This window comes from Acinetobacter sp. Z1 (assembly GCF_024296945.1).
In the GTDB taxonomy this organism is placed as follows: Bacteria; Pseudomonadota; Gammaproteobacteria; order Pseudomonadales; family Moraxellaceae; genus Acinetobacter; species Acinetobacter beijerinckii.
In genome coordinates, this window is the sequence record NZ_CP101115.1 from 924,480 (window position 1) to 948,130 (window position 23,651).

The window sequence follows — 23,651 nt, forward strand, 5'->3', positions numbered from 1 at the left end:
GAAAAAAATGCAGATCATCATGATTTCAGAAATTGAACAACTTAAAAGCCAATTAAATCACTATTTCAAACAGTTAATGCAATACACAGAATTAAATAAGACAGTGCTGTTTTATTCTTATGGAGATAAAACGCAACGTTGTAGCGTTTGGAATTCTAGTTATGATGAGATCGACGTTGTACAACAACAACTTTTTAAGTTCTTTGACCAGCAATTCGATCAAGACCAAGAACGGTTAGAATATTTAAAATTTGATTTAGTTTTTAATATTAAAAAAGATACTTGGCAAAATATTGATTCGATATTAAAAAACCAATTTCATAATAATCATTTTAGAAAAGGCATTAGCTTTGATGAGCACTTTCATCTGTGCTTTTTAGAGCAAGAGTTATATGGCAAAACCATCATTCGCGCAAAAAGTTTTGATACGCCTAATTTTATTGATGAAGATAATTTAAATACTGCGATCGCAAAAAAATATCAAAATAAATATGAACAAATAAACTTAGAAGACATAGAGCAAGTTTGGACATTTGATACCTATGCTGTGCTATATGAAAATCAGCAGCTTATTCAATTACAGAGTCAATTTACGGAAAATGGTGTTCGTTATTTACAGGGAGATAAAAAACAGCATTTGAAGAGTCTCATTCAGGGCAATGCTGAGTTTCTCATTGAACAAATTCAAGATGATGGTCGTTTTGTGTATGGATATTTTCCAGCCTATGACCGTGAGATCCGCAGTTACAATACGGTTCGACATTGTACTTCTACTTATGCATTGATAGAGACATTAGCAATCCATTTTGATCAAGCTTATTTGGCTAAAATACGGCTATCAATTGAATATGCTTTAAAGCACTTTTATATCGAAAAAGAACCTCAGCTTGCTTACATACTTGATGGCGTAGCTCTAGATCAATTAGATGAAATTAAATTAGGCGCTAACGCGGCGGCAATTTTAATGCTGACAAAATATCAAGAAGTGACTGGTGACGGTACTTATCTTAATTATGCCAAAGCTTTGGCAAAGGGGATTTTAACTTTAGTTAATAACACTGGAGAAACAACGCATGTTTTGCATTATCCAAGTTATGAGGTGAAAGAAAAATTCCGAATTATTTACTATGATGGTGAAGCAGCCTTAGCATTGTTACGCTTGTACCAGCTAGATTCAGATCAGCAATTACTCGATGTGGTTAAACGAATGTTTGAGCGCTTTATTTCCGAAAAATATGATCGTTACCATGATCATTGGCTAAGTTACTGTACCAATGAACTCACAAAAATTTGTCCCGATGAAAAATATTTCCAATTTGGTCTGAATAATTATTTAAGACATTTAATTTTCATTCGTAATCGAAAAACTACTTATGCCACATTATTAGAAATGATGATGGCTGCCTATCAAATGGTTATTCGTATACAAGATTTAGGACTGAGTTCTTTATTTGAAAAATCACAGTTTGAAGATTTAAAAAAACTCATTGAGTTTCGCACAGAGTTTCAACGTACAGGATTCTTTTATCCTGAAGTTGCAATGTACATGGCACAGCCGGCTAAAATTTTGAATGCATTTTATGTCCGTCATGATCGTTTTCGAGTACGTATTGACGATCAAGAACATAATCTTTCAGGCTACATCGCCTATGTTCAGCATTTTCAAAACTAAATGATTGAGGGAAATTTAAATGAGTATTCCTCAAGAAATTAAAATGATGAATTTCCTCGGTGCTGAGGATTTTCAGCATCCTATTTGGCAAACTAAAATTTTAGTTGATTGTTCAGACTGGATTTTAATCCTTTTAATTTTAGAACAGATTGAGCAAGGCAAAATAGGATTAGACGATATCATCTGTGATGCTCAGGTTTGCATAGCAATCAATATTTCAGTTCAAAAGACATTACAAGACTGTTCGCTGATTAAGTTATTACAATATTTTATTTTCAATCGGAATATTGAGACAAAGCATATACTTGTGAGCTCTCTATTTGGAAATTCTGCACAAGCACAATTGGTAATATTTGATAAAGCCAAACGATATGATCTAAATATTGATTTTGAACACAAGAATATTTTAAACAGTATTAAAAATTTATATCATCTCGCCAAAGCTATTTTCGCTTTATCTAAAGTGCTATTGGATAAAGTTTTTATTAAGCAACTTACCATTGCGGATCAGCGGATTTCACCAATAAGCAGCTTACTCAGCTGTGAACAATTAGATGCGATTGTTTATATGTCTGCTCAACAACATCACTATTATTTTTCATATCGGCACGAAAACCAGAGTATTGGTTTTTTCTCACTTCTCGATCATTTACATCGAATTGATCATCTTGCGCCTTATTATCATTATTTTCATGCAGGACTATTAGCACCTACTAAAAAAATCCAAGCGAAAAGCGATTGGATCAATATTATTGGTGATACCTACTTTGGGGAATACTATACAAAATTAAGAAAAAATAAGGGAGTGACGGATGCACTACAAACATATGGTTATCAATATTCTTTTGAAAAGATAAAACAATTTTTCAATGAAAAAGACGTGAATATTGCTAACTTTGAAGCCGTCTTCAATGTAGAGCAAAAGTCTGATTTAGAACATATAAAAGCATTTATTTTAGGTGCTGATGCAGATGAAACTTTAGCCGAATTTAAGCGCATTCATATCAACACCTTATGTCTCGCGAATAATCATTCAAAAGATTATGGTGAAGTCAGTTTAAAATATACCTTAGATCAATTAAAACAAAAGAAGATTGATTTTGTAGGTGTAGGTGAAGATCAACAACACGCTCATCAATACTTAGAAATACATCAAGGCGGGAAAGTTTGCGCGATTTTTAATGGTTATTGGCATAGAGAAAGTGCATATCGTGATTATCAGTTTTATGCGTTAGGGAAATCCAGTGGAGTTGCGTGTTTAAATGCTGTGATGTTTGAACAAATTATGCAATACAAAATGAAGTTTCCTGATCGAAAAATCATTGTGATTTGCCATTGGGGGACTGACTTCCAACCGGTACATATTGAACAAGAAAAGTTAGCACATGTATTTACGCAAATGGGCGTTGATTTAGTGATTGGGCATGGTGCGCACACCATTCAACCCATTAAATTTTTAAATCATAAGCCTGTCATTTTTGGAATTGGTAATGCTGTGTTTAATAGTAATGGTGAATTTGATAAATATCATGCTTTGCCTTACGGGATCATCGTACGATTAAATTTAGAAGAGGGGATTGTGAAACTATATCCAATATTTACCGATAATCTCAAAACATTTTGGCAACCTTATCCTGTAGATGCTATGCAATTTGATCAAGTGAAAAGTTATCTGACCAATCATTTGGATCATAAGCAATATCTATTAGATCAAGATCAACTTGGTTTTTATATCCAAATTGATTTTTAGGGATATTTTTTATAATTGTCTAATATAATTTTTAGTTGTTCATCATTGAAACCTAAATTGCGTAAGCCACCGCTGCCTAATTTGCAATCATAACTACTCATAATATTTGTGGGCGTGGTCTTGGTTGCTTTGGGTGTACATACATGACCTAATCCAAAAGCATGTCCCATTTCATGTACTGTTGCGGCTTGTGTTTGATAGTTTAGACGTTGCCAATCAATTAAAATAAAAGGCTGACCCTGATTTCGAAAGCCCCAACTGGTGACATCGCTATATTTTAACTTCTCGTTATAAGCATCATAAATAATAAAAAGAACCTCTTTACTTTTGCGTCGTGGAAAACAAGTACGTACTGCATTTGGAATATGATCCGTCACTATCGACGTAGGTTGGTTGATTTGATTGGCTAAGTCACATTTTCGCTTGGTAAAGTCATGGTAAGAATAATAGTGATTGATTTTGAATTTAAAGATTTTCTGATTATTTTCATCGAGAAAATATCGATTTAGAATTTCAAGTTCTTTATACATTTGCAGCCTAGTATCAAGTATTTTGGCTTGAGGTCTATTTATAGTGAAAATAAAGCTCACATAAACGACGGGTAGGCGACCTTCAGAATCCGCTTGATATTTATAAGGACTTATCTTCACTGTCGGTTTATTTTGAGTCGTACATGAATTGAGAAAAAAAAGACTCGATAATGTTAGCAATGTAATTTTTAATCGCATTTTTTATACTCTAAACTCACAAAAAGATTTAGTTATTGTTCATAATTTTTACTGTGATCGATATGATGTTATCAGATTTTGATGGTTTCTTTTATGCAAGATACGAATGAACTACAACGACAAATACTGGAAGTTGTTGCACTAATTCCTTATGGTAAAGTTGCAAGTTATGGACAGGTCGCAAAGTTAGCAGGACTACCAAAACATGCACGTTTAGTCGGATATGTTTTAAAACATTTAGACAGCCAAAGTAAAATTCCTTGGCATCGTGTGATTAATTCTCAAGGAAAAATTAGTGTTCATCGTTTAAATGAACAAGGAGAGAATGTTCAAAAAATTTTATTAAATGAAGAGGGGATTTATTTATTAAATAATAAAGTCAATTTAAAAACATTTGGTTGGAATACTTAATAATTTAATTAAAATAAAAAACAATAAGTTAGAGTATTGAAAGTTTATTACTTTTTAAATACAATTTGAATACATAAAATGTACATTAAGTGTCCTTGGTATTTAAATGAAAAAATTATCAGCAGTTTTCGGGGTTGCAGTTCTTAGTTTATCTGGTTGTGCAAGTATTATGTCTGGAAGTTCACAGACAATGACTTTTGAAAGTACACCTGAATTAAGTGATATTACAATATTAAATAAAGCAGGTAAAAAAGTTCATGTGGGTAAAGCACCTGTTACAGTAAGTTTAAAAAGAAGCTCAGGATTTTTCTCACCTGAAAAATATACTGTTATCTTTGAAAAAGAAGGTTTTGAAACTAAAACTGTTAATGTTTCAGCTCATGTGAATGGTTGGTATGTTGGAAATATTCTCTTTGGCGGGGTTTTAGGATTATTAATTATCGATCCTGCTACTGGTGCAATGTATAGCTTAAGCACGAAAGAAACCAATGTTGCTCTTAAAGAGTTAAATAAAGAAAATCTTCAAGCGAATACACAATCATTAACGATCGTTTCGACAGAAGAACTACCTAAAGATATATTGGATAAGGCAAAGCCGATTAAGCTACAATCGCAATAGTTTAAAAAAGCATGGTGAATAACCATGCTTTTTTCATTGATTTAATAACAATATTATTATCGTATAACCAAAACGGGAATATGACTTTCACCCAGTACTTTTTGAGCCACACTACCTAATATAAATTTCTTAATACCAGTTCGACCATGCGAACCCATAATAATCAAATCTGCACCTAGATTTTGAGCTGCACCAATGATTTCATCGTGGATTGAAAAACCTTCTAAGACTTGGGTTGCAACTGTTAACCCTAATTCTTCGAACTTTTTTTCTACTTTAGTGAGATTTTCTTGAACATATGAGCGAACTCGCTCTATTAATTCATTACTTTGTCCCATGCGAAGGTAGGCTTCAGATAAATAAGGGTCTAAAGTCATGACTTCAACGACAGTAATTTCACTATTGAGGGCTTTAGCTAATTGAGCTGCTTGTTGAATGACGTTCACTGAAATTTCTGAATCATCAATTGCAACTAAGATTTTTTGATAAGCCATGGTTATTACTCCTTATTATTAAAATTACAGATCAATTTCACTTATAAAAATTAGATTAAATGTGCTTCTTTACTCATAGTAAACTTATTCTTCATGAAATAAAACCTAGTATTTTTATAGGGATAATGATCGTAAATATTATTATTTAAAGGATATGATCAAAATAAAAATAGATGAAATCTATATAAAACTAGATGCGAGATATAGCTATGATTTCTATATAAAAGCTATATTAATTCTCTTTGAGATATTGTATTAACCTTTCAATATTATCCGTCTGCAATTCTTCACGCATTTTTAAAATCTGCTTTTCATCTAAGTCATAGAGTTTGAGCGAGAGCAACTTTTCAATATCAGATTCAGAGAAACGGTATTTGATAATTTTAGCAGGAACCCCGCCAACAACAGCATAAGGTGGTATATCTTGGGTGACCACTGCGCCTGTTGCCACCACAGCACCTTCCCCCAGTTTAACGCCTTGCATGATCATGGCGCGGCTGCCAATCCAGCAACCATCAGCAATGACTGTATCACCCGCAGGTTGAAAGCTACGTGTATCAAAAGGGAAGGTTGAAATCCAGTCAGGGCGGTGCAATTGGTTGCCACCCATAATAATCACGCATTCAGCACCAAAGCAGACAAAATTACCAATATGAAGTTGGTCTATTGGCTTCTCTGTTGTAGAGGGTTTGTCATGTAAATAACGTACTACACAACGTTCAAATCCTTGATCCCAATAAGCAGAATAATAAGAGTAATTACCTTTAATATGGATATTCGGATTTTTCACTGTTTTTGAAATAAATTCGAACTCACACCAATGTTTAACAGGAGAGTTGATCAGTGGTGTATCCATTGCTTTTCCATAGAATGCTTTGAGAAGAAAAACCCCTCAAATAGAGGGGCTAATGAATTGGAATTAGATATATTCCACACTCACAATTTCGTATTCAACTTCACCTTGCGGTGTTTGAATTTTAGCTTCGTCGCCTTCGCTTTTACCCAATAAACCGCGAGCGATTGGAGAGTTTACTGAGATTTTATTAATTTTAAAATCTGCCTCATCATCGCCAACAATTTTATAGGTCTTACGTTCTTCTGTATCTAGATTTTCAATCGTCACCGTTACACCAAAAACGACGCGACCATTTTGCTCAAGTGTTCTGACATCAATTTCTTGAGCAGCACCCAATTTACCTTCGATATCCTGAATACGACCTTCGCAGAAACCTTGCTGTTCACGAGCAGCATGATATTCCGCATTTTCTTTTAAGTCACCGTGCTCACGAGCTTCCGCGATCGCTTGAATGATACGTGGACGATCAACTGTTTTTAACTGTTGTAATTCTTTCTCTAAGGCAACCTTGCCTTCAGGAGTCATAGGATAACGTTGCATTTCAGTCCCTCTAAATTGGTTGGGAAAATACAGGATTTAAAAAAGAAAAAGCCCGCCACCGATAAGGTGGCGGGACTTATCGGTAAAGAATTAACCTACAGTTTGTAAATCTTGCAAGCGGTATACATCCATTGGCAATTTCACAGCAAATGCTTGGCAAACAGCTTCTGCGCCATTAATCGTCGTAGTGTAATACACTTTGCCTTGAAGGGCAGCACGACGGATCATCGCAGAGTCATATTGAGCCTGTTTACCTTCAGTTGTGTTGACAATAAGATGAATTTCACCATTTTTCAAGCGGTCTACAATATGTGGACGACCTTCGGTTACTTTATTCACTGCTTCACACGCTAGTCCAGCTTCTTGCAATACTTGGTAAGTACCATTAGTTGCAACAAGTTTGAAACCATAAGCGATTAACTGTTTTGCGATGTTAGCAATATATTTCTTGTCTGATTCACGAACTGATAAGAATGCATATTTCACTTCGCCTTCAGTCGGTAAACCCGGTAAACGTTCATTTGAGCCAAGTACGGCTTTATAGAATGCCTCACCGAAAGTTTCACCTACACCCATTACTTCACCTGTAGATTTCATCTCAGGTCCAAGCATTGGATCAACGCCTTGGAATTTAGCAAATGGGAATACAGCTTCTTTCACTGCAAAGTGCTTCGGAATAATCTCTTTGGTGAAACCTTGAGATTCCAAAGATTGACCCGCCATACAACGAGCTGCAACTTTTGCTAAAGAGTCACCAATACATTTAGAAACGAAAGGAACGGTACGTGATGCACGTGGGTTCACTTCAAGGATATAAATGTCGTTGCCTTTTACTGCAAACTGAACGTTCATCAAACCAATTACGCCAAGCTCTTTTGCCATGGCAACAGTTTGACGGCGCATTTCATCTTGAACTTCTTGTGAAAGTGAGTAAGGCGGAATTGAACATGCTGAGTCACCAGAGTGAATCCCTGCTTGTTCAATGTGCTGCATAATACCGCCAATCACAACATCTTTACCGTCAGATACGCAGTCCACGTCAACTTCAGTTGCATCATCAAGGAAACGGTCAAGTAGGACAGGCGCTTCATTAGACGCTTGTACTGCTTCACGAAGATAACGTTTAAGTTCATCTTCGTTATAAACGATTTCCATTGCACGACCACCCAATACATAAGATGGGCGAACAACCAGTGGATAACCCACTTTTGCTGCTTCTGAAATACCTTCTTCAGCAGATTTCACGATGCTGTTGTTTGGTTGACGAAGCTGTAGACGTTGAATCATTTGTTGGAAACGTTCACGGTCTTCTGCTCGGTCAATTGCATCAGGAGATGTACCGATAATTGGTGTACCTGCTTCTTCTAAAGCACGTGCCAATTTCAAAGGTGTTTGACCACCGTACTGTACGATCACTCCTTTAGGCTTTTCGATACGTACGATTTCAAGTACATCTTCAAGTGTTACTGGCTCGAAGTATAAGCGGTCGGATGTGTCATAGTCAGTTGAAACCGTTTCAGGGTTACAGTTGACCATAATTGTTTCATAACCGTCTTCACGCATTGCAAGGGCAGCATGTACACAGCAATAGTCAAACTCGATCCCTTGACCAATACGGTTCGGACCACCGCCAATGACCATGATTTTGTCACGGCTCGATGGATTCGCTTCACATTCTTCATCGTAAGTTGAGTACATGTAAGCTGTGTCAGATTCGAACTCAGCAGCACAAGTATCAACACGTTTGTAAACTGGATATACACCCAAATTCCAACGTTGTTTACGGAATTGCTTTTGTGAAATACCCATCAAATCAGCAATACGAAGGTCAGATAAACCTTTGCGTTTGAATGAACGGATATTATCAGCATTTAAGTCGCCAAAACCTAAAGTTTTTACTTGAGCTTCAGCTTTAACAATGTCTTCGATTTGGATCAAGAACCAACGATCAATCTTGGTTGCTTCAAATACGTCATCTAATGAAAAACCATGACGGAATGCATCAGCAACATACCAAATACGATCAGGACCTGGAACTTTAAGTTCTTTTAAGATGATGTCTTTAGCATTAGCTGTACCTACTTCGATTTTTTCATCAAAGCCGCTTACGCCGACTTCAAGACCACGAAGCGCTTTTTGTACAGACTCTTGGAAGTTACGACCAATTGCCATGACTTCGCCCACAGATTTCATCTGAGTGGTTAACACAGGCTCAGCTTGTGGGAATTTTTCGAAGTTAAAGCGAGGAATTTTTGTAACAACATAATCAATTGCTGGTTCAAAGCTTGCAGGGGTAATACCACCTGTGATGTCATTTTTCAATTCATCAAGGGTATAGCCAACCGCAAGTTTAGCCGCAATTTTTGCAATCGGGAAACCAGTTGCTTTAGATGCAAGTGCAGATGAACGAGAAACACGTGGGTTCATCTCTATCACAACCATACGACCGTCTTTCGGGTTAATACCGAATTGAACGTTCGAACCACCTGTTTCAACACCGATTTCACGTAGAACAGCAACCGATGCATTACGCATGATTTGATATTCTTTATCTGTCAATGTTTGAGCAGGAGCAACAGTGATTGAGTCACCTGTATGAACGCCCATTGGGTCAAAGTTTTCGATCGCACATACGATAATACAGTTGTCGTTTTTATCACGAACAACTTCCATTTCGTATTCTTTCCAACCAATCAGTGATTCATCGATCAATAATTGTTTAGTTGGAGAAAGATCAAAACCACGTTCACAGATTTCAATGAATTCTTCTTTATTGTATGCAATACCGCCACCAGAACCACCCATCGTGAATGATGGGCGAATGATCACTGGGAAGCCGAAACGCGACTGAATTTCCAGTGCATGTTCCATACTTTCTGCAACATCGGCACGAGGGCACTCTAAGCCAATTTTACGCATTGCGATGTCAAAAAGTTTACGATCTTCTGCTTTTTCAATCGCTTCTTTTGATGCACCAATTAATTCAACGTTGTATTTTTCTAAAATACCGTTGGCATCTAATGCAAGCGCACAGTTTAATGCCGTTTGACCGCCCATCGTTGGGAGGACTGCATCTGGACGCTCTTTTTCAATGATTTGTGCAACAGTCTGCCAAGTGATTGGCTCGATATAGGTTGCATCCGCCATTGAAGGGTCAGTCATAATGGTCGCTGGGTTAGAGTTCACCAAAATTACACGGTAACCTTCTTCACGAAGTGCTTTACATGCTTGTGCACCTGAGTAATCAAACTCACATGCTTGACCGATCACAATTGGACCTGCACCAATAATTAAGATGCTTTTAATATCCGTACGTTTAGGCATTATTCGCTCCTTAATTATTTCTTAGCTGCTTCGATTAATTCGATGAAATGATCGAACAATGGGGCACAGTCGTGTGGACCAGGACTCGCTTCAGGGTGACCTTGGAAGCTGAATGCTGGTTTATCAGTGCGATGAATACCTTGGTTTGTACCATCAAACAACGAACGATGCGTTACTTTTAAGTTTGAAGGTAAGGTGCTTTCATCAACAGCAAAGCCGTGGTTTTGAGAAGTGATCATTACAGTACCATTCTCAAGGTTTTGTACAGGATGGTTAGCGCCGTGATGACCATGATTCATTTTCATGGTCTTCGCACCAGAAGCAAGCGCTAAGATCTGGTGACCTAAACAAATACCAAAGACTGGTAAAGTTGTGGTCTCAACAATGGTTTTTACTGCTGCAATTGCGTAATCACATGCCGCTGGGTCACCCGGACCATTTGACAAGAACACACCATCTGGATTCAAAGCGAGCACTTTTTCAGCAGGGGTTTGTGCAGGCACAACAGTCAATTTACAACCACGGTCTGCAAGCATACGTAAGATGTTGGTTTTGACACCATAATCGTATGCAACCACATGAAATTTAGTTTCTGGTTGTGAAAACCCTTCACCTAAACCCCAAGAACCTTCAGTCCATTCAAAACCTTCCGGATCACAGCATTCTTTGGCAAGGTCTAAACCATTTAAACCACCGAAAGCTCGAGCTTTTGCAATTGCCTCTTCTTTAGTGATATTTTCACCAGCAAGAATGCAACCATTTTGCGCGCCTTTATCACGTAAAATACGTGTCAGTTTACGTGTATCAATGTCAGCGATAGCAACAACATTATGTTGTATTAAATATTCACTTAAAGATTGTTCTGCGCGGAAATTGCTATGCAATAGAGGAAGATCACGAATAATCAAACCGTTCGCCCATACTTTATGGATGCGACCAGATTCAACGTCTTCGCTATTACAGCCTGTATTTCCAATATGAGGATAAGTCAGCGTCACAATTTGTTGCGCGTAACTTGGGTCAGTCAAAATTTCTTGATAGCCTGTCATGGCTGTATTAAAAACGACTTCACCAGTCGTACTTCCTGGCGCACCGATAGACGTTCCTTTAAAGATCGTTCCATCTGCGAGGGCTAAAATGGCGGGGGTGCTCAAACCAAAGCTCCTGAACTAAAACCACAAAAAATAGGGCTGTAAAAAAGCGAGAAGACATAAAAAAGGCAGGCTGTCCTTAAAAAACACGCCCCTCCTTCCAGTCTGCTCGCTTGTAACTTAACAGCGCATTATACGCATGAGTGCGTGAAAAGTCTATGTGTTTTATTTATTAATACTGATGAATTGATTGATTCCAATTTCAACATCAAATATTTCAAAACAAAGCATCAAATTTAAAGGGTCTTGCATCTCTATATGAATTAAATTTTAAAGGTATATTTCCCTAGAGTAACTTTATTCAGTAGCTTTATAAGGTTTAACAATTATAAAAACAGCAATATTTTAAGATAAGATCAGAATTTATATACAAAACGGTCTATGGCTAAATCTATCATCCATCTATCTATATCTTGAGATATTATGCAAATTGTCTGACAATTTTTTAGCGATTAATTTCGTAAGAGATTTATCTTATAGATAGCCAAAAAAGCAACAATCAATATAGAGGGGATACAAAATGGCTGAGAATCAAACAACTACTGAAGAAGTGAAAGACGTTGTCGTTGAAAAAACTGCAAAAGCGAAAGAAGCTGTTGCGGAAAAGACAGCAGAAGTCAAAGAAGTAGTCGCTGAAAAAACTGCAAAAGCAAAAGAAGTTGTTGCAGAAAAAACAGCAAAAGCAAAAGAAGTGATTGCGGAAACTCAAGAGCAAGCAAAAGAAGTGATTGCTGAAACTCAAGAGAAAATTGAGACTGAAGCGAAAGAACTGAATCAAAACATCCAAAATCAGCTTGCGCAAATTAAGCAAGACCTTTTAGAACGTATTGATGTGATCAAAACTCAACTTAATTCATCTCAAGGTAACTTGGTTGAATTAACCAATGCTTTAAAAACTGAATTAAATGCTTTGATTGAAGATTTAACCAAAGTGAGCAAAGAGTTGAAAGATGACATTAGTCAAATTTCTGTAAAGCATAAAGATACTTTGGTTGGTAGCTTTAAGCGAACTAAAGAACAAGCGGTCGAAGCTTGGAATAAAGTACGTGCAAGCTAATTTTTAGCGGGCATAAAAAAGCGAGAAATTTATTTCTCGCTTTTTTGTTTATAAATGGTGTAGCCAATCACGTTTATTGTGAAAATCAGCTTGGGGGCTACTATGTTGCATTGCAAAATAATGCATACCTTGAGTGGTATTAAAAACTGCAGTTAAACCCAAGTATAAATCAGACCACTTCAATTTATTTTGTTGCATAAATTGAGATAAATCTAGACTTACATTCAAACCATAATGCGTACGTTGTAAGCGGTTCAACTCAATGTCATATGCGGCAACGGGTGGCATATTTTCTGGAAAGCGATATTCTTCAAATTGATACACTTGCCACGCTTCAGATGGGGAGAGATTAATTTCACGATAGAAATCTTCATCTTTCACGCCTATAAAAATCTCAAAGCAAGTGTGTTCCCATAAAAAGTCTTGGCGAGGATGTGCTTTAACTTGATCTGGGTAAATCAGAAATTGATTGGGATCACGAACCCAAAAACCAACATTTAATGTGGCTGGTGTTTGTTGCTCAATCGCTCCGACAACGGTAATAGCATTAAAGCGATCAAAAGCGCAAAGTTCATAACTTGCCATTCTGACTACTTATTACTTAAGTGAGCAAAACGGACTAAGTTAGAAAGATTTTGGTTTTGTTTTGCTGCCTTTTTATAAAGCAAAACGATTTTACCAATTTTTTGTACAGACTCAGCGCCTGTTGCTGCAACAATTGAATCGATCACAGCGGCGCGTGCATCACGATCTTCACCAGCGATTTTTACCTTAATCAATTCATGATCATTTAACGCACGATTTGTTTCTTCAATGACGTTTTCTGTAAGACCTTGGCTGCCAATCATGACAACAGGATTAAGAGCATGACCAATTTGACGTAAACGCTTACGTTCATGGATAGATAAAGCCGGCATTAAAAGTACCTAATGTGAAAAACGACTTAGTATAACTTGCATCCTAAATCTTAGATAGCTCAGGCAGGCAAGTGGTTCAAATAATTGTGTGAAATTATGGTCGGATTAAACAATTGAGTTGATCGAAAAAAATCTGTAAAACTTCGTGTGAATGAAGTACATCCGTACTGTAATAAGAATAATTTTCACGTACAATGATCAATCAGAAGTTTTTTGAAATTTAGTGAGTTATGGCGACGCGCATTACCAATCAAAAATTGTCGAAAAGCAGCCGTGTGTGGATGAGAGAGCACTTGGATGATCCTTTTGTAAAGAAAGCACAAAAAGAGGGTTATCGCGCACGGGCAGCGTACAAGTTACTTGAAATCCAAGAAAAATATAAAATGATCAAACCGGGCATGACAATTGTTGACCTCGGTGCAGCACCCGGAAGTTGGTCGCAAATTGCAGGTAAACTGGTTGGATCAAATGGATTAGTGATTGCCTCAGATATTTTACCGATGGATGCACTTCCAGATGTAACTTTCTTGCAAGGCGACTTCCGTGAAGAAGAAGTTTTCGAAAAATTGTTAAATATTTTAAATGGACGTCAAGTAGACGTTGTAATTTCAGATATGGCCCCCAATACATCAGGTAATAGGGCTGTTGATCAACCGCGTCAGATTTACTTATGTGAATTGGCTTTGGATTTTGCTCAGAAAGTACTCGGACCAAACGGACAGTTTATTGTTAAAGTGTTCCAAGGTACTGGATTTGATGAGTTTAGAAAACAAGTGGTCGATAGTTTTGATGTATTAAAAACAGCTAAACCTGCGGCATCACGTGCCCGATCAAAGGAAGTATTTTTGATTGGTCAAGGTCGTAAAAAAGCATTGCGATAAAAAGTGTACTTGCCAAGTTGTTAAAAATTGTGCATTTTGTACCTTTTAAGTTTTTTGCAACGCAAATTCATTGCTGTTTTTGTGAAGGTCAGCCAAGATTAGGTATGATCAAATTAGATTGATATGGGAATAAAGCCTTGAGCGATTACTTCAAGAATGCCGTATTGTGGCTCATCATACTCGGTGTTCTGATTTTGATTTTTAGCAACGTCAGTGACCGCAATAAACCTGCTGCGATGAAATATTCTGATTTCGTTGCTGCGGTGAATGCTGGGCAAATTAAACAAGTCACAATTGACGGTTTAAATATTAATGGTGAAAAAACCAATGGTTCTTCTTTTGAAACGGTTCGTCCGCAAGTAGAAGACACTGAGTTGCTACCAAGCTTGAATAAACAAAATGTAATAGTTGAGGGTACAGCTCCACAACGCCAAGGCATTTTGATGCAACTTCTCATCGCGAGTTTTCCAGTATTACTCATCATCCTTTTATTCATGTTCTTCATGCGTAATATGGGCGGTGGCGCTGGTGGCAAAAACGGTCCTATGAGTTTTGGTAAGTCAAAAGCTAAAATGTTATCTGAAGATCAAATTAAGATAAATTTTGGCGATGTTGCGGGTTGTGACGAAGCGAAACAAGAAGTTGTCGAAATCGTTGACTTCTTAAAAGATCCTTCTAAATTCAAACGTCTTGGTGCAACCATTCCACGTGGTGTACTTATGGTGGGTCCACCAGGTACGGGTAAAACATTATTGGCGAAAGCAATTGCTGGTGAAGCTAAAGTTCCTTTCTTTAGCATCTCAGGTTCTGACTTTGTTGAAATGTTTGTTGGTGTGGGTGCGTCTCGTGTACGTGACATGTTTGAACAAGCGAAACGTCATGCGCCATGTATCATCTTTATTGACGAAATTGATGCAGTCGGTCGTCATCGTGGTTCGGGTACAGGTGGTGGTCATGATGAGCGTGAACAAACCTTAAACCAAATGCTTGTTGAGATGGATGGTTTTGAAGGCAATGAAGGCGTGATCGTTATTGCTGCAACCAACCGTGTAGACGTACTCGATAAAGCTTTACTACGTCCTGGTCGTTTCGATCGTCAAGTGATGGTTGGTTTACCAGACATCCGTGGTCGTGAGCAGATTTTGAATGTTCACTTGAAAAAGCTTCCTTCAACCACTGGTGTTGATGTCAAAGTGCTTGCACGTGGTACACCTGGATTCTCTGGTGCACAACTTGCTAACCTTGTGAATGAAGCTGCACTATTTGCTGCACGCCGTAATAAAAATACGGTTGATATGCATGATTTTGAAGATGCAAAAGATAAGCTTTACATGGGACCTGAACGTAAATCGATGGTGATTCGTGAAGAAGAACGTCGTGCTACTGCATACCATGAAGCTGGACACGCGATTGTCGCTGAAATTCTACCGGGTACTGACCCAGTTCATAAAGTAACAATCATGCCGCGTGGTTGGGCATTGGGCGTAACTTGGCAGCTTCCAGAGCAAGATCAAACCAGCCATTACAAAGACAAAATGTTGAATGAACTTTCTATTTTGTTTGGTGGTCGTATTGCTGAAGAAGTGTTCATTAACCAAATGTCGACTGGCGCATCAAACGACTTTGAACGTGCAACGAAAATGGCGCGTGCAATGGTGACGAAATATGGTATGTCTGATGCATTAGGCGTAATGGTTTATGAAGATGAAAACCAAAATGGTTTCTTCGGTAATGTAGGTAACCGTACGATTTCTGAAGCGACTCAACAAAAAGTGGATGAAGAAGTTCGTCGTATCCTTGATCAACAATATAAAGTTGCTCGTGATATCTTGGAAAATAACAAAGATATCGCACATGCAATGGTAAAAGCGTTGATGGAATGGGAAACGATTGATCGCGATCAAATCCGTGACATCATGGAAGGTCGTGAACCTCAGCCACCAAAAGTTTATGTTGCTGAAAATCCTGTGGCTGCATTTGAACCACCGAAAGATGGTCCATCTACACCACCGCCATTACCAGCAATGGGTTAACGATTGAAACCAAAAAGAGTCGCTAAAGAGCGGCTCTTTTTTATGATCGACTAAAAAGAGTGAATTAAAATGTTCAGAGTTGAAAGATCATCAGCATTATTTTTGAAAGTTGAAAATTTGGCTTATAAATATTTAGAAAAAATTTTTCAAAAAAATACTTTGAGTGATCTAGACATGCCATGTGATTTTGAGTCACTTCAATTTCATACAGAATCTATTTTACAAGAAGTAAACAAGTATTATTTTCAAACAATATTTATTTGTAAACTTGATATTTTTCAGAAAGAAACCAAGCAGCTAGGTTATTACAAACTCATTCTTGATATGGATTATCAATTTTTGGATGAGTTTTTTTGTCATTGTTGAAAATCTATAATGAAAATTGAGCAGACAAGAGAAAAGATTGAAAATAAAGAAACACTTAAATCTACTGATCATCGTTAAAATATACCTTATTAAAAATGGAGACTCTTGATGCAGTTGATGCCTTTACCACAATGTGAGTTACAGTGTGGTCGTTTCAGATTAGACCTGTCTCAGCCTCAAGTAATGGGCATTCTCAATGTAACACCTGATTCATTTAGTGATGGCGGGCAGCATCACCATAAGGAACAGGCAGTTCAACGAGCTTTACAGATGATGGAAGAGGGTGCAAGCATTATTGATATTGGCGGAGAGTCTACACGCCCGAATGCTTCACCCGTTGCATTACAAGAAGAAATTCAACGGGTCATTCCAGTGGTTGAAGCACTAGCACAATATGATGTCGTGATGTCGATTGATACCAGCCAGCCTAAAGTGATTCGAGCGGCAGTGAAAGCAGGTGCACATATCTGGAATGATGTTCGTGCTTTAACTCGTCCTATGGCCTTAGAAACCGCTGCTGAGTTGAATATTCCTGTGGTGTTGATGCATATGCGCGGTGAGCCGACCAATATGAATCAGTTGGATCAATATGACGATGTGACTGAAGACGTAATTTCTGAATTGCAACAACGTTTAGATCAAGCAATCGCTGTCGGTGTTCAAGCAGAAAATATTATTATTGATCCTGGTTTTGGCTTTGCTAAAAATTCGCAACAGAACTTCCAGTTATTGAATGAGTTTTGGAAGCTTAATCGGATGGGCTATCCAATTTTATCAGGTTTATCGCGTAAACGTTTTATTGGTGAAGCCTTAAATGGTGTACCTGCTCAAGAGCGCGCAGTTGGCAGTGTGACAGGGCATTTGTTGAGTATTCAACAAGGTGCAAGCATTGTTCGGGCACATGATGTAAAAGCAACTCATGATGCGATTAATATCTGGAAAATGATGCAAATGAATTAAACTAAACGAGTCAGTGGGGCATCGTTCTGCTCTATTGACTTACTGATTCAGATTAAATATAAAAGCCATATAAATGAAAATGGTTAATATAAAAATGGAAAATAAAACAATTACATATAAAAGCTTATGGGTTTTTGCGCTCATTCTTAGTCTTGGATTTATTATTTCTGCTGGTGTGATGGGTTATGCGCTGAAGCAATCTAATAACACTAAAAACTCAATTACAGTCAAAGGTTTAGCTGAAAAGCCAATTCAGGCTGATTTGGCGCGTTGGGAAATCAACTTACAAACAAGCAACACTTCAAATAGTATACCTGAGGCCTATCAACAGCTTGACCAACAAATGAAAACCTTACAAAACTTTTTTATTGATCACGGTTTCAAAGCAGCCGATATACAACTTGGTAATAAGAGCTCTCAGCCGTATTATGAAGAAGTGAATATGGGGGATGGGCGAATTAATCGTGAATTTAAAGGTTATCTTGCGATGCAATCATTTATTGTAAATAGTCGTGATATTAAGAAAATTGAACAGACTGCTAAAGATGCTTATTTGTTAGATGAAAAGGGTATCTCCATTGAACAGAAACCTCAATATTTAGTCTCGAATTTAGAAGAAATCAAAATGTCACTGATTGCCAACGCAACAAAAAATGCGCACAGTCGCGCAAATGAGTTTGCAAAAGTTGGTGGGGTGAAAGTAGGTATGATGCGTTCCGCCAGTCAAGGTGCATTTTATATCTTGCCAGAAAGTGGTTCAGATGATGACAGCGATTATGGTGGTGCTTATGATAAAGCAACCATTAATAAAATTGCCCGTGTTGTTGTGACCATTAACTATGCAATTGAATAAAAATATTTCTAAATTTATAAACATTTAAGAGGAATGATGAAGATAAAGATACATTCGAATACGATGTGTCTTTATTTTTTTGAATACAATCAGATTGATATATCCATTTAATTGAAATAACAGAATAAATTTAGGAACTTTAAGATGCACCAGTTGACAAAAATATTAACACTATCAGCATTAAGTAGCATGATGATCGCCTGTAGTAATCCAGTAAAACAGCAGCAGTTTGAGTTGATGGAACCGTTACAGCCAGTTTCAGCAGTACAATCGAATTTGGCAGTAGATAGTGCTCGTAAAATGATTGCACCAGCAGCTTATATTGCTGCAATGCCTGCACCAGAAAGACCACGCTTAGAACAGAACACCGAAAAATATCAAAAGAATGAGATCAATCCTGTTCATCGTGTAGCTGATCAAGCCGTTTCAACGTTCAGTATTGATGTCGATACAGGAAGTTATACCAACACACGTCGTTTCCTGAATGATGGGCGTTTACCGCCTGTAGATGCAGTCCGTGCCGAGGAGATGATTAACTATTTTGATTATCAGTACCCACAACCAAATACTATTCATCCATTCTCAGTCAGTACTGAAACAGTAGATTCGCCGTGGAAAGAAAATGCCAAGTTGATTAAGATTGGTATTCAAGCTAAAGACCTTAGTACTAAACAATTGCCACCTGCGAACTTAGTATTTTTGGTGGATGTCTCAGGTAGTATGGATGCAACAGATAAATTACCTTTAGTAAAACAGACCTTGCGTTTATTGACTGAACAATTACGCGCTCAGGATAAAGTCACGATTATTACTTATGCGAGTGGTGAAAAATTAGTTTTAGAACCCACTTGTGGTGATCAAAAAGACAAAATTCTTGCAGTGATTAATGGATTACAAGCAAGCGGGGCAACTGCGGGTGAACAAGCAATTCAACTCGCTTATAAACAAGCAGAGAAAGTTTTTGTCAAAAATGGTATTAACCGAATTTTATTGGCTACGGATGGTGACTTTAATGTTGGTATAACTGATTTCAGTACCTTGAAAGGGATGGTAGCGGAAAAAAGAAAAAGTGGTATTTCATTAACCACATTAGGTTTTGGTACAGGAAATTATAATGAGCAGTTGATGGAGCAACTGGCAGATGCAGGCGATGGCAATTACAGCTATATAGACAATAAAAATGAAGCGAAAAAAGTGGTGCAGCGTCAGCTTTCATCAACCCTTGCAACCGTTGCCCAAGATGTCAAAATTCAGGTCGAATTTAATCCTGCTATGGTGAAAGAATATCGTTTAGTCGGTTATGAAAATCGTATGTTAAAGCAAGAAGATTTTAATAACGATAAAGTTGATGCAGGTGATATTGGTGCAGGGCATAACGTCACTGCAATCTATGAAATTATTCCTGTAGGTCAGCAAGGTTGGCTCAATGATTCACGTTATCAACCATCAGCAAAAATAGATGCTGCGAAAAAGTCTGAATATGCCTTTGTAAACTTACGTTATAAATTGCCAAATCAAGAAAAGAGTATTTTGCTTAATCAAGCGGTAAAAGCTGAAAGTAAAACTCTTGCACAAGCAAATAATGATACTCGTTTTGCGATTGCTGTTGCATCTTATGCTCAGCAGTTAAAAGGCGGACAATATAATGGTGCGATGGGATGGGATCAAATTATCAAGTTAGCGCAACAATCTGCAAAACCTGATCCTTATCAAATGCGAGAGGAGTTCGTGGAACTTACCAAGATTGCCAAAAGCTTGAGTGCTAAAAAAGATTAAACTTTGTTTTTGAAAAAGCGGTCGGAAAGATCGCTTTTTTTATGCATTAATATCGTGATTTCTATGAGAGTGTGTTATAAGCATGGCGTTTTACTAACATGTAATTTTGTTATGTTTGAAAATTTACTTCTCCCTATGTTTGATGATGAATATTATCCCGATATTCTGGTTGCTGAAGTGAGGCAACACATCCAAAAGTTTTCAAAAAAAGTCAGTCTGAAAGATTTATCTGAGACAGAAATTTATCGTTTTGCTCATCAGACTATGATTGAAATTAATGAGATGAAACCTCAGTTTGAAGATTTAGACTCAAGTTTAGATGATACTGCTGCTGATTATATTGCTGAAGCCATGATGATGGTGGTACAAGATGTCGGTTACTTAGATATTGAAATGGAAGAGTTGATTGCGAATCGAGAGTGGTAAATTTCACTCTCGATTCGAGAATGCAAATATAATAATTACTTTTGTGCTGTTATTTCCCAGAGTTTAGGTAAGACAATTTCTCCAGAAATCCATGCTTCGATTTTTGACTGTTTAACACGTTGATAATAAATACTCTGTGTATTAATGAGCAGACCTAAGGTATCGCCCTGTTGTAGTTTTCCGTTAATACTTGGTAATTCGACGTTTAGATAATAATCATTAGGTTGTGTCGTATGATCTTTAATCTGGTCATAAATTTGTTTTCGTTTTAGATTAATTGGTGTGTCTTGATCATTCAAAACTTTATATTTGCTATTAACTTTTGATTTCACCGCGACTGAAATAAAGAGGGTTGGATCAAGGTCTTTTGTTTTTGTCTCAATTTGTATTGCAAGACGAGGTGCACCTGTAATATGCATATCTTGTAATGTTGTATGTATAGGGACAAAAACAGCTTGTGAAGTTGTAGGTGAAATCCAAGTTTTATTTAATCTGTATTGTGTTACGGGATTAAGATCACTCAAATAATTGACAGGGCTTTGATCAACACATAGTTCAGGAAGTTTTGAAGTTACTTGTTGATCTTTAAGTTGCTGATTAAACCAAGATAATATGATGCTTTGCAGATTATATTGTTGTTTATCACCACATCGAACAGATTTACCAATATACCAAAATGGTGTATTGCCTAATGGTGAATGTTGAGCAAAAGGCTGTAAATGTCCGCCTTGCACCCCGATCAAATGTACGTCATGTTGAGCTTGCTGTATACATTGTGCTGCTTTGACACCTTCATTAAAAGGAAAAAGCACATCTCGAAACCCTTGGATAATGAACGCATTTGCTTTAGGGGCTTGGTTATGTTCGCAGAACCAACTGAGTTGATGAGTTTTGAGAAAATCATAAGTGGAATGATTTAATTGACCATGCTGGGTATCCAGATAAGCCTTCTTTAACTCTGGATCAAATTTGTTCCAATTCCACCAATCACCAATGAGATTTAAGAAACTAATCCAGTTACTTTTAGGTACACCATTAGGTGCTAAACTATTTGCAATATCATACCAAGTGGTGATCGGAACAATTGCTTGTAAACGTACATCTAGAGCAGAGGCAATATATTGCACTCCACCAGCATATGATTCACCAATCATGCCTGCACGAACACCATTTTGATTTTTGGATAATTGCGGCAGATTTTTTTCAGCCCAATTCAAGATCGTGATGACATCTTGAGCTTCTTTATTTGGATCAGTTAAACGGATTTTACCTTGACTATCACCGTGACCTCTTTGGTCAAAGCTAATCACCCAATAACCATTTTGCCAAGCTTGTTTTGCCACTTGTCCTGTTGGTAATAGGAACCCGTATAGGCTCAACTCAGGCCGTTTCATTCTTGATAGACCAAAGCCATGTGTATGTAAAATTAATGGCGCCGTTTGACCTGCTGCTAATTGTGGTTGATATACAGTAAAAGCAATTACAGTCCCATCAGGAGCCGTAGTTTTTGCTTGATAATATCGCTGTTTTAATTCAACGGTTTTTTGAATAATTGGCTTAGTTTGAGGGGCGACGTGCGAGCAGCCTTGCAAAACAAACAATAGGCTGAAACACAGCCATAAAACGTAAGAACGCATAGATTATTTCATCCTTGAGCAAATCTTGAGAAGTCACGATGTGAACGCAATGAGTGTACTTTAACTGATCAGTAGATACCACCAACTGATAGATCAAGTTAACTGACCTATCAGTTTTCAAGATTTTGGTAGCGAGTCTTTTTGCGATAAGTATATAAAAATAAACCAGAGCAAAGAAAAATCAAACCAATAATCAAATGTGAACTTAAAGCTTCATGGTTGAACCAATATCCCCATAATGTGGCAAGTACAGGCGTTAAAATAGTAATGAGCATCACTGTAGTTGGATTAAGTTTTTGAATTAAATTAAAGTAAAAAATCATCGCCAAGACTGATGAAAATAAAGCGCTATACAGTAAAGCTAGACTTGTTTGCATGTCGGGTAAATGAGTTGGTATAGCTGAAGAAAAAAATGGCAATAAACACAAATATCCGAACCATGAAATTAAAGTTGAACCTGTAGTCTGAATGATGGGGTGAATATCCGCACCAATTTTTGCAACGCTAAACATTGAAATAACATAAAGTAATACTGCAATGATTTCGTAAGTGACCCCAAGCATGTCCAACTGAATATGATCTGTACCAATACCCAGAGTAAGACATAAGCCAAAAATTGCAATGCTTAGTCCATACCATTGACGTTTTAAAAAATGTTCTCGTTTTAAAATAAACACGGCAATTAAGCCAGACCATAACGGAGCCGTTCCATAGATAATCGAAATGATTCCTGATGAAACTTTAGTTGCGCCCATATAACAAAATGTCATTGAGCCAAAAAGTCCAACTGCACCAGCGGCATAACTCATCAATGCTTTAGAATTTAAAATCAGTTTGAGCCGAAAATAAAACAAGCATATAAAAGCAAAAGGAATGGCGATGCTGAATCGAAAGAATAATCCCCACGCCCAATGTATTTCATGCACAGTCCAGACCGCGGCTAATGGCGTGAATGACCAGATTAATACGACTGCAATGAATTGACCGACTGTAGCAAGACGAGGGGAAATAAGGGCTACAGTCGGTTGTATCTGTGTGCTTGATATTAAGTTTTTCTCGGGTAACTGATTCATGCTAAAGCTCCTGTTATAACAACGGTAGATTTGTTCAATAAATTTAGGCAATAAAAAAGGTCGCTCTTGAGGCGACCTTTGATTTCAAATGATGATGTATTTATATGGGCATCAAATAAAAGTGTAT

22 protein-coding genes are annotated in these 23,651 nt (G+C 37.3%); 12 read left to right on the forward strand and 10 right to left on the reverse strand.

The genetic code is table 11. The features are described 5' to 3' along the window. The first annotated feature begins 7 nt into the window (after positions 1–7). Together NGC85_RS04300 and NGC85_RS04305 are read left to right on the forward strand one after the other, a co-directional pair. Complete coding sequence (locus NGC85_RS04300) at positions 8–1,672, forward strand: poly alpha-glucosyltransferase (protein ID WP_254804949.1); 1,665 nt, start codon at positions 8–10, stop codon at positions 1,670–1,672. 19 nt (positions 1,673–1,691) lie between these two features. Next, on the forward strand, positions 1,692–3,422 hold the full coding sequence (locus NGC85_RS04305; RefSeq protein ID WP_254804950.1) for a CapA family protein: 1,731 nt from the start codon (positions 1,692–1,694) through the stop codon (positions 3,420–3,422). Here NGC85_RS04305 and NGC85_RS04310 read toward each other — a convergent pair. Further along, a complete protein-coding gene (locus tag NGC85_RS04310; RefSeq protein WP_254804951.1) occupies positions 3,419–4,150 on the reverse strand; it encodes a metalloprotease in 732 nt (243 codons plus the stop codon). The two genes, NGC85_RS04305 and NGC85_RS04310, sit on opposite strands and share 4 nt — an antisense overlap. A 93-nt stretch (positions 4,151–4,243) precedes the next feature. Between NGC85_RS04310 and NGC85_RS04315 the strand changes: the two genes are divergently transcribed. Together NGC85_RS04315 and NGC85_RS04320 are read left to right on the forward strand one after the other, a co-directional pair. Further along, entirely contained in the window at positions 4,244–4,561 is a 318-nt protein-coding gene (locus tag NGC85_RS04315; protein ID WP_005063024.1) for an MGMT family protein, read from the forward strand. A gap of 106 nt (positions 4,562–4,667) precedes the next feature. Continuing rightward, positions 4,668–5,180 (forward strand): hypothetical protein, encoded by a 513-nt coding sequence (locus NGC85_RS04320; RefSeq protein ID WP_005055299.1) that lies wholly within the window; start codon positions 4,668–4,670, stop codon positions 5,178–5,180. Positions 5,181–5,236: 56 nt separating this feature from the next. Here the strand turns inward: NGC85_RS04320 and NGC85_RS04325 are convergent, their stop codons facing one another. The 5 genes from NGC85_RS04325 to carA form a co-directional block, all read right to left on the reverse strand. Next, entirely contained in the window at positions 5,237–5,674 is a 438-nt protein-coding gene (locus NGC85_RS04325; protein ID WP_254804952.1) for a universal stress protein, read from the reverse strand. Positions 5,675–5,906: 232 nt separating this feature from the next. Continuing rightward, complete coding sequence (locus tag NGC85_RS04330) at positions 5,907–6,530, reverse strand: CatB-related O-acetyltransferase (RefSeq protein WP_254804953.1); 624 nt, start codon at positions 6,528–6,530, stop codon at positions 5,907–5,909. A gap of 63 nt (positions 6,531–6,593) precedes the next feature. Continuing rightward, positions 6,594–7,070 (reverse strand): transcription elongation factor GreA, encoded by a 477-nt coding sequence (gene greA / locus NGC85_RS04335; protein ID WP_005055289.1) that lies wholly within the window; start codon positions 7,068–7,070, stop codon positions 6,594–6,596. 90 nt (positions 7,071–7,160) lie between these two features. After that, positions 7,161–10,394, reverse strand: a complete 3,234-nt coding sequence (gene carB / locus NGC85_RS04340; protein ID WP_005063016.1) for a carbamoyl-phosphate synthase large subunit — start codon at positions 10,392–10,394, stop codon at positions 7,161–7,163. 14 nt (positions 10,395–10,408) lie between these two features. Continuing rightward, the gene (gene carA / locus NGC85_RS04345) at positions 10,409–11,548 is read right to left on the reverse strand and encodes a glutamine-hydrolyzing carbamoyl-phosphate synthase small subunit (protein ID WP_254804954.1); all 1,140 of its coding nucleotides are present in this window, start codon (positions 11,546–11,548) and stop codon (positions 10,409–10,411) included. 517 nt (positions 11,549–12,065) lie between these two features. On the opposite strand from carA, the gene NGC85_RS04350 reads away from it, so the two are divergent. Next, positions 12,066–12,602, forward strand: coding sequence for a hypothetical protein (locus NGC85_RS04350; RefSeq protein WP_254804955.1), 537 nt, complete (start codon positions 12,066–12,068; stop codon positions 12,600–12,602). A 48-nt stretch (positions 12,603–12,650) separates the two neighbouring features. Here NGC85_RS04350 and NGC85_RS04355 read toward each other — a convergent pair whose 3' ends face one another. Together NGC85_RS04355 and yhbY are read right to left on the reverse strand one after the other, a co-directional pair. Beyond that, entirely contained in the window at positions 12,651–13,187 is a 537-nt protein-coding gene (locus tag NGC85_RS04355) for a DOMON-like domain-containing protein (protein ID WP_254804956.1), read from the reverse strand. 5 nt (positions 13,188–13,192) lie between these two features. Beyond that, positions 13,193–13,519, reverse strand: a complete 327-nt coding sequence (gene yhbY, locus NGC85_RS04360; RefSeq protein ID WP_254804957.1) for a ribosome assembly RNA-binding protein YhbY — start codon at positions 13,517–13,519, stop codon at positions 13,193–13,195. A 230-nt stretch (positions 13,520–13,749) separates the two neighbouring features. On the opposite strand from yhbY, the gene rlmE reads away from it, so the two are divergent. From rlmE to NGC85_RS04395, 7 genes are all read left to right on the forward strand, one after another. Continuing rightward, positions 13,750–14,400 carry a 23S rRNA (uridine(2552)-2'-O)-methyltransferase RlmE gene (gene rlmE / locus NGC85_RS04365; protein WP_034711187.1) on the forward strand — a complete coding sequence of 217 codons (651 nt, stop codon included), beginning with the start codon at positions 13,750–13,752 and terminating at the stop codon, positions 14,398–14,400. Between the two features lie 137 nt (positions 14,401–14,537). Continuing rightward, on the forward strand, positions 14,538–16,433 hold the full coding sequence (ftsH, locus tag NGC85_RS04370; RefSeq protein WP_005063009.1) for an ATP-dependent zinc metalloprotease FtsH: 1,896 nt from the start codon (positions 14,538–14,540) through the stop codon (positions 16,431–16,433). 69 nt (positions 16,434–16,502) lie between these two features. After that, on the forward strand, positions 16,503–16,799 hold the full coding sequence (locus tag NGC85_RS04375; protein WP_254804958.1) for a hypothetical protein: 297 nt from the start codon (positions 16,503–16,505) through the stop codon (positions 16,797–16,799). 108 nt (positions 16,800–16,907) lie between these two features. Further along, a complete protein-coding gene (gene folP / locus NGC85_RS04380) occupies positions 16,908–17,759 on the forward strand; it encodes a dihydropteroate synthase (RefSeq protein ID WP_254804959.1) in 852 nt (283 codons plus the stop codon). Positions 17,760–17,853: 94 nt separating this feature from the next. Continuing rightward, on the forward strand, positions 17,854–18,612 hold the full coding sequence (locus tag NGC85_RS04385; RefSeq protein WP_254804960.1) for an SIMPL domain-containing protein: 759 nt from the start codon (positions 17,854–17,856) through the stop codon (positions 18,610–18,612). A gap of 144 nt (positions 18,613–18,756) precedes the next feature. Continuing rightward, positions 18,757–20,388, forward strand: coding sequence for a VWA domain-containing protein (locus NGC85_RS04390; RefSeq protein WP_254804961.1), 1,632 nt, complete (start codon positions 18,757–18,759; stop codon positions 20,386–20,388). Between the two features lie 111 nt (positions 20,389–20,499). After that, a complete protein-coding gene (locus NGC85_RS04395) occupies positions 20,500–20,814 on the forward strand; it encodes a DUF5713 family protein (protein WP_005055274.1) in 315 nt (104 codons plus the stop codon). 35 nt (positions 20,815–20,849) lie between these two features. Here NGC85_RS04395 and NGC85_RS04400 read toward each other — a convergent pair whose 3' ends face one another. Together NGC85_RS04400 and NGC85_RS04405 are read right to left on the reverse strand one after the other, a co-directional pair. Beyond that, positions 20,850–22,451 carry a CocE/NonD family hydrolase gene (locus tag NGC85_RS04400; RefSeq protein WP_254804962.1) on the reverse strand — a complete coding sequence of 534 codons (1,602 nt, stop codon included), beginning with the start codon at positions 22,449–22,451 and terminating at the stop codon, positions 20,850–20,852. A gap of 110 nt (positions 22,452–22,561) precedes the next feature. Continuing rightward, complete coding sequence (locus tag NGC85_RS04405) at positions 22,562–23,524, reverse strand: DMT family transporter (protein ID WP_254804963.1); 963 nt, start codon at positions 23,522–23,524, stop codon at positions 22,562–22,564. Positions 23,525–23,651 lie beyond the last annotated feature (127 nt).

Coding starts and splice junctions, on each gene's coding strand:
- greA (WP_005055289.1), bottom strand. CDS start 7,070: ATGCAACGTTATCCTATGACTCCTGAAGGCAAGGTTGCCTTAGAGAAA.
- carB (WP_005063016.1), bottom strand. CDS start 10,394: ATGCCTAAACGTACGGATATTAAAAGCATCTTAATTATTGGTGCAGGT.
- NGC85_RS04405 (WP_254804963.1), bottom strand. CDS start 23,524: ATGAATCAGTTACCCGAGAAAAACTTAATATCAAGCACACAGATACAA.
- rlmE (WP_034711187.1), top strand. CDS start 13,750: ATGGCGACGCGCATTACCAATCAAAAATTGTCGAAAAGCAGCCGTGTG.
- NGC85_RS04330 (WP_254804953.1), bottom strand. CDS start 6,530: ATGGATACACCACTGATCAACTCTCCTGTTAAACATTGGTGTGAGTTC.
- NGC85_RS04320 (WP_005055299.1), top strand. CDS start 4,668: ATGAAAAAATTATCAGCAGTTTTCGGGGTTGCAGTTCTTAGTTTATCT.
- yhbY (WP_254804957.1), bottom strand. CDS start 13,519: ATGCCGGCTTTATCTATCCATGAACGTAAGCGTTTACGTCAAATTGGT.
- folP (WP_254804959.1), top strand. CDS start 16,908: ATGCAGTTGATGCCTTTACCACAATGTGAGTTACAGTGTGGTCGTTTC.
- NGC85_RS04350 (WP_254804955.1), top strand. CDS start 12,066: ATGGCTGAGAATCAAACAACTACTGAAGAAGTGAAAGACGTTGTCGTT.
- NGC85_RS04310 (WP_254804951.1), bottom strand. CDS start 4,150: ATGCGATTAAAAATTACATTGCTAACATTATCGAGTCTTTTTTTTCTC.
- NGC85_RS04300 (WP_254804949.1), top strand. CDS start 8: ATGCAGATCATCATGATTTCAGAAATTGAACAACTTAAAAGCCAATTA.
- NGC85_RS04315 (WP_005063024.1), top strand. CDS start 4,244: ATGCAAGATACGAATGAACTACAACGACAAATACTGGAAGTTGTTGCA.
- NGC85_RS04325 (WP_254804952.1), bottom strand. CDS start 5,674: ATGGCTTATCAAAAAATCTTAGTTGCAATTGATGATTCAGAAATTTCA.
- NGC85_RS04400 (WP_254804962.1), bottom strand. CDS start 22,451: ATGCGTTCTTACGTTTTATGGCTGTGTTTCAGCCTATTGTTTGTTTTG.
- NGC85_RS04395 (WP_005055274.1), top strand. CDS start 20,500: ATGTTTGAAAATTTACTTCTCCCTATGTTTGATGATGAATATTATCCC.
- NGC85_RS04305 (WP_254804950.1), top strand. CDS start 1,692: ATGAGTATTCCTCAAGAAATTAAAATGATGAATTTCCTCGGTGCTGAG.
- NGC85_RS04355 (WP_254804956.1), bottom strand. CDS start 13,187: ATGGCAAGTTATGAACTTTGCGCTTTTGATCGCTTTAATGCTATTACC.
- NGC85_RS04390 (WP_254804961.1), top strand. CDS start 18,757: ATGCACCAGTTGACAAAAATATTAACACTATCAGCATTAAGTAGCATG.
- NGC85_RS04375 (WP_254804958.1), top strand. CDS start 16,503: ATGTTCAGAGTTGAAAGATCATCAGCATTATTTTTGAAAGTTGAAAAT.
- NGC85_RS04385 (WP_254804960.1), top strand. CDS start 17,854: ATGGAAAATAAAACAATTACATATAAAAGCTTATGGGTTTTTGCGCTC.